Origin of the sequence: Clostridium psychrophilum, from assembly GCF_018861705.1 — a bacterium.
GTDB classification, from domain to species: Bacteria; Bacillota; Clostridia; order Clostridiales; family Clostridiaceae; genus Clostridium_AD; species Clostridium_AD psychrophilum.
Genome location: NZ_JAHLEC010000151.1, coordinates 1 through 5,875 on the forward strand (window position 1 = coordinate 1; position 5,875 = coordinate 5,875).

At 31.8% G+C, this 5,875-nt stretch carries 6 protein-coding genes, 2 tRNA genes and 1 other RNA gene; all 9 read right to left on the bottom strand.

Annotated elements, in window-relative coordinates; all coding sequences use genetic code 11:
* Window positions 1–145: 145 nt before the first annotated feature.
* Window positions 146–411: signal recognition particle sRNA large type (gene ffs, locus KPL38_RS17765), an RNA gene on the bottom strand.
* Between the two features lie 10 nt (window positions 412–421).
* Window positions 422–511, bottom strand: a tRNA-Ser gene (locus tag KPL38_RS17770).
* A gap of 386 nt (window positions 512–897) precedes the next feature.
* Complete coding sequence (locus KPL38_RS17775; RefSeq protein WP_246578028.1) at window positions 898–2,286, bottom strand: PTS fructose transporter subunit IIC; 1,389 nt, start codon at window positions 2,284–2,286, stop codon at window positions 898–900.
* A gap of 69 nt (window positions 2,287–2,355) precedes the next feature.
* Window positions 2,356–2,802 carry a PTS sugar transporter subunit IIA gene (locus KPL38_RS19865; protein WP_246578029.1) on the bottom strand — a complete coding sequence of 149 codons (447 nt, stop codon included), beginning with the start codon at window positions 2,800–2,802 and terminating at the stop codon, window positions 2,356–2,358.
* A 16-nt stretch (window positions 2,803–2,818) separates the two neighbouring features.
* The gene (gene pfkB, locus KPL38_RS17780) at window positions 2,819–3,748 is read right to left on the bottom strand and encodes a 1-phosphofructokinase (RefSeq protein WP_216290475.1); all 930 of its coding nucleotides are present in this window, start codon (window positions 3,746–3,748) and stop codon (window positions 2,819–2,821) included.
* A gap of 14 nt (window positions 3,749–3,762) precedes the next feature.
* Entirely contained in the window at window positions 3,763–4,524 is a 762-nt protein-coding gene (locus KPL38_RS17785) for a DeoR/GlpR family DNA-binding transcription regulator (RefSeq protein WP_216290476.1), read from the bottom strand.
* A 280-nt stretch (window positions 4,525–4,804) separates the two neighbouring features.
* A complete protein-coding gene (locus KPL38_RS17790; RefSeq protein WP_216290477.1) occupies window positions 4,805–5,026 on the bottom strand; it encodes a (2Fe-2S)-binding protein in 222 nt (73 codons plus the stop codon).
* A 16-nt stretch (window positions 5,027–5,042) separates the two neighbouring features.
* Window positions 5,043–5,483, bottom strand: coding sequence for a nucleoside deaminase (locus tag KPL38_RS17795; RefSeq protein WP_216290478.1), 441 nt, complete (start codon window positions 5,481–5,483; stop codon window positions 5,043–5,045).
* A gap of 130 nt (window positions 5,484–5,613) precedes the next feature.
* Window positions 5,614–5,690, bottom strand: a tRNA-Arg gene (locus KPL38_RS17800).
* Window positions 5,691–5,875: the final 185 nt, after the last annotated feature.

Consider the following 5,875-nt stretch of genomic DNA (forward strand, 5'->3'; position numbering starts at 1 on the left):
TTAATCATCTCATATTTCTCTTGAATTTTCCACCTAATTTTCATCTAAAATGTTATCTAAAATGTTATCCACAGCGGTTTCCGCAAGCTGTTTCCTATATAATAAAAAAGATGCCTATATAGGCATCTTATAATTCTTATGTAGACCGTACACCTCGCTTCGATGAATAAACTATGCGCGTTACCTATACAGTTAGCTCAAACTAGGTTGGTCCACGGCACATGGAAGAGTTCACTTACCGCTGCTTCCTTCCGGATCTCACGGGGTTCATAAATTTCCATTGCGTGGGTCCCAGTTCTCAACACCACTTATATAGGTCGGACCACACATTTTATAACCTAAGCGAGGAATTCACCCCTGCTGTAGCGGATTGCAGGTCACAGGGCACCGCTAACTCCCCGACTAGTACGGAAATATAAACTGGTGGAAAAAGAGGGATTCGAACCCTCGGTAGAGTTTCCCCTACACACGCTTTCCAGGCATGCTCCTTAAACCACTCGGACATCTCTCCGTAAAGTACTTTAATTTTGTAAACACATCATTAGTGCAACATAGGTAATTATACTATTAATAGATTGTATTTTCAATAGTTATTTGTTGAAATAATATAAATTTATTTAAAATATTTATATTATATTATTCTCAATTCACTTTTATATATACATTTTTACAATATAATTTTTATTATAGATAATACTGTGCATAAAATTTTTTTTGTTAAAATTATTGTATATTATCCATATATATAAAATTCACTTCTTTGAGCAAACTTAAATGCTTTGCTTGCTAGAAGTGAATTTTACTTTATAGATTAACTTTATAGATTAACTTTTAAAGCTACTGTAAATATTAAACTGAAAAATACTATTTTAACAGTTTAATGTCTACAAAACTATATTATGCTTTAATTTCATCTTTAACAACAACATCTTTCTTTAATATTTTAACCATAACCCCAGTTACTATTGTTCCAGCTACTATTGCAATTATATATCCACCTAAATTAGTAACTGCATGAGGGATAAACAAGAGAAATATACCACCATGTGGAGCTACTATAGATGCTTTAAATATCATAGATAACGCACCGGTAACTGCAGCACCTACCATTGTTGAAGGTATTATTTTAAGTGGATCTGCTACTGCAAATGGTATTGCACCCTCAGTTATAAATGCAGCTCCTAATGCCCAAGCAGATTTTCCTGATTCTCTTTCTTCTGCTGTAAATTTCTTTTTTGCTATAACTGTTGCAAGTGCTATCCCTAGTGGAGGAGTCATTCCTGCAGCCATTACCGCAGCCATTATTGCAGAAGAAGGAGCCAATGCCAAAGTTGACACTCCAAAAGTATATGCTGCTTTATTAAATGGTCCACCCATATCAAAAGCCATCATTAAACCAAGTATAATTCCGAGAAATCCTGCGTTTGCTCCACTTAAATTAGTTAAGTATTTTGACATTACCACAGTTAAAGCACTTACGGGTTTTCCAATAACATATATCATTACAAGCCCTACTACTAATGTCGATAAAACAGGTAATATTATAACGGGCATTAAACCTTGTAATGATTTTGGTAACTTTATTATTTTCTTTAATAAAACTACAGTATAACCAGCTAAGAAACCTGCTATCATTGCTCCGATAAATGCAGCGCCTACAGTAGATGCAAGTAAACCACCAACCATACCTGGTACAAGCCCTGGTCTATCTGCTATAGAAAATGCTATAAACCCTGCAAGTACTGGATACATAAGTGCCATGGCATTACCGCCACCAATAGTCTTCAATGCTTCAGCTATAGATCCTGGTACTTTAAATGCATATATTCCAAAAGCAAAAGAAAGTGCTATTAAAATACCTCCCGCAGCTACAAAAGGAATCATATAAGAAACACCTGTCATAAGGTGCTTATAAACACCCTTTCTCTCAACCTTTTTTTCTTCTTCCACATTGCTAACATTTTTTTCAGTATTTTTATCTTCTATTTTAATATCTATTGCCTTTTGAATAAGTCCTTTTGCATCTTTAATTGCATCTTTTACACCAACTTCAAGTATAGTCTTTCCTACAAAACGTTCCTTTGAAACGTTAGTATCTGCTGCAATTATTACAACTCTTGCTTCTTTTATTTCAGCCTCTGTCAATTTGTTTTCTGCACCAACAGATCCCTGAGTTTCCACTTTAATTTCGATACCCATTTCTTCCCCTGCCATTGAAAGAGCTTCTGCTGCCATATAAGTATGTGCAATTCCTGTTGGACACGATGTTATTGCTACAAATTTCATAATTTCCCCCCCTATTTAACCTTTGACTAATCATTTATTTTTTTGATAATTATAAACAACATATAATTTCTATTTTTCTAATAAAGCAATAACTTCTTCAGGACTACTTGCTTTCATTAAACTATCTCTTAATTGTTTATGCATCAATTTTCTAGAAATTTGGGCTAATATTTTTAAATGTTCGTCACTTGATTCCTCAGGTACCGCTATTAAAAAGAATATATGAGCTAGTTCATCATCCATAGACTTGTAGTCTATTCCATCACTACTTCGTCCAAATACTAATGAAGCCTCTTTAACTCCACTACTTTTTCCATGGGGAATAGCTATTCCCATACCAATGCCAGTTGAAAATTCTTTTTCCCTATCTGTTACAGCTTTTATATATTTATCTTTATCTAGTAACTTGCCATCTTCATCTAAAATATTTGCCATCTCTTTAATTACATCATCTTTAGTTTTACTAGTAAGCTCAAGTTTAATTGTATTAACACTTAATAATTCAGTTATATTCATTAATAATCATCCTTTCTTATAGGTATTTTATAGTTACTTGTTTTTTTAGCTCTTCTATATCAGTTAATTTCCCTGTTTGTGTTCCTTCAGTCATTACATTAGCTGCACTTGTTGCACACGCTAGCTTCATAGTTTCTTCAAAACTATAGTTGTTTTCAATTGCTACCGCCAAGGCTGCAACCATTGAATCCCCAGCGCCTACCGTACTTTTAACTTCTACCTTTAGACCCTTTACTTTTGCAATTTTATCACGGCTTATAAATATAGATCCATCTCCACCTTGTGAAATTACTACGTATTTTACTCCATAGTCTAATATTTTTTTAGAAATTTCAATAACTTTTTCTTCGTTATCAATGCTAACTCCAAAAGCTTTTTCAAGTTCTTCAACATTAGGTTTTACTATATAAGGACCAGCTTTAATTCCCTGCATTAGCATATCGCCATCTGCATCTAATATAACCTTGCCACCCTTGTTTTTTATATCTTTAATTATTTCAGCGTATATGCTACTGCTCGCCCCACTTGGCACACTGCCTGAAAGAATTACTAATGATTCTGACCTGCAATGTTCTATGATTTTTTCTTTTATATTGATAATATCTTCCATAGTCACACTAGGTCCATTCTCATTTATATCCGTATGTGTATTATTAACATTGTCAATAACTTTTAAATTAGTCCTAGTTTCTCCTTTTACAGATAGAAAATCATTTTTAATATTTGAATCATTCAAATATTCTTTTATTCTATTTCCACTGTTTCCACCTAAAAAACCTAAAGCTAAGCTTTTATTTTTTAATTCTTTTATAACTTTAGATACATTAATTCCTTTGCCGCCAACATCAACCCTTGTAGACACAATTCTATTAACACTACCAATTTTAAATTCATCTATTTCAATAGTTTTATCTAATGCCGGATTTAAAGTCACCGTTATTATCATTTTTCCACCTCTATTTATTTAGACATTATAATTTTTATATCTTTTTTTTCAAAACTTTCTAACAATTTATCACTCATTTGATTGTCTGTAATGATGATATCAACACTATCTAGATCAACGATTTTAGCAAAAGAAACTGAACCAAATTTAGTATGATCACATACTACTATAGTTTGCTTTGCAATTTTTATCATTTCCCGTTTTGTGTTAGCTTCAATAATATTTGGAGTAGTTAACCCACTATTGATGCATATACCATTAGTCCCAATAAATGATTTATCTACCTTAAAATTTTTAATTGTATTATCTGCCACTGGTCCTACCATTGCTCTTGTTTCCCATCTCAATGTACCTCCAGTAACAATCACCTCCACATCCCTCTTTTTAGCAAGTTCATAGGCCACATCAACAGAATTTGTTAAAACCGTTATATTCTTAGCCGTTATATGTTTAGCAATGCTTAAAGTAGTTGTCCCTGCATCTATTGCTACAGTATCTCCATCTGATATCATTGATGCTGCAATCATCCCAATAGATTCTTTCTCATCATAGAACTTATCTATTTTTTCTAAAAAAGTAGGTTCAAATTTAATATTGTCATTTAGTATTGCCCCACCATGCACTCTTTTTATAAGTTCATCTTGCTCCAATTCCTGGAGATCTCTTCTAATTGTAACTTCTGACACTTCATAACACTTTGATAAATCACATACCTTTACTTTCCCATACTTACTTAAACTATCTAATATTTTTGATTTTCTTTCTTCATGGAACATATTTTTAATCTTCCTTTTATCATATTTCAATATCGATGTTCATTTACATCTATTTTTATTTCATTTACTTTCGCTTGTGTTCATTTTAGTATAATATGATAACGTTGTCAATACTATATTTGTATTTTTTTTGATTTATTTTCAAATTATTTTTTTAAGCTTAATACAACTAAAAATAAATATTAATGTAGATATCAAACAGTACATTTCGAAAAAAATAAAACGAAACCTAAGGCTTCGTTTTTATCATATAAACATCTCTTAAAAACGCATAATTTTTTTATTTGTTTTTCTCTACTTCCTGTTTCAAAATTTTATCAATTTTAGAAGTGCATCTTTTCCCATTGCATGCGCCTGAACCCGCCCCCGTAACTTTTTGAACATTCTTTAAAGTTTTCGCACCATTTTTTATAGCCTTTTTTATTATAGCTCTTGATAAAGCTTTGCATAAACACACTTTTGTAAGTTTATCCATAATTTCATTATTCATATTTTCATTCATATTTTTTCTCCTTTTACTACCTCTTATCTTTAAAAAAATTAGTCATTAAATTACCACATTCATCATTATACAACCATTTTATTTCTGTCCAATGATTTAAATTTTCATTTTGAATAACATTAATAACTGAGCCACAGGCCCCTACACTAGGATCAAAAATTCCTATATATACTTTACTTATCCTAGACTGTAATATAGCTCCCGCACACATAGGACAAGGTTCTAAAGTTACATACATATCACATCCAGATAATCTCCAACTATCTAATGCCTCACAAGCATTTTGTATAGCTAAAATTTCTGCATGAGCAGTCACTTGTTGAAGTGTTTCTCTTAGGTTATGCGCTCTAGCAATTATACTATTGTTTTTAACTATAACTGCACCTACAGGTACTTCATGTAATAATAATGATCTTTTAGCTTCTTTTAATGCCTCACACATAAATTGTTTTTCCATCTAAACTCCTTTATTTTAAAACCTATTGTTAATTATTAACAGCTTCTATATTTTATCTTATAATTTTTAGCAACCCAAAATTCATTATATTAAATTAAAAGAACTAGCAAAGTATTACTTTGCTAGTTCTTGGTGCACACGAGAGGAGTCGAACCTCCGGCCTTCCCCTTAGGAGGGGGACGCTCTATCCAACTGAGCTACGGGTGCATATTTTATTTCTACTTAAACATAGTATTACACTTTTGTAAGGTTGTCAACTCATAGCTATTTAAAATATATTTAAATATGATCGAATTGTGATAATGTCCTATTATACCGAATTTGATTATGTCCCAAAAAGAATATAGTATAATAAAACCTCATGACTAAGAAATGAGGTGGACAAAATCAGA

Excerpts from the sequence above, each read along its gene's own strand:
- KPL38_RS17795 (WP_216290478.1), bottom strand. The coding sequence starts at position 5,483 with ATGGAAAAACAATTTATGTGTGAGGCATTAAAAGAAGCTAAAAGATCA.
- KPL38_RS17775 (WP_246578028.1), bottom strand. The coding sequence starts at position 2,286 with ATGAAATTTGTAGCAATAACATCGTGTCCAACAGGAATTGCACATACT.
- KPL38_RS17785 (WP_216290476.1), bottom strand. The coding sequence starts at position 4,524 with ATGTTCCATGAAGAAAGAAAATCAAAAATATTAGATAGTTTAAGTAAG.
- KPL38_RS19865 (WP_246578029.1), bottom strand. The coding sequence starts at position 2,802 with ATGAATATAACTGAATTATTAAGTGTTAATACAATTAAACTTGAGCTT.
- pfkB (WP_216290475.1), bottom strand. The coding sequence starts at position 3,748 with ATGATAATAACGGTGACTTTAAATCCGGCATTAGATAAAACTATTGAA.
- KPL38_RS17790 (WP_216290477.1), bottom strand. The coding sequence starts at position 5,026 with ATGAATGAAAATATGAATAATGAAATTATGGATAAACTTACAAAAGTG.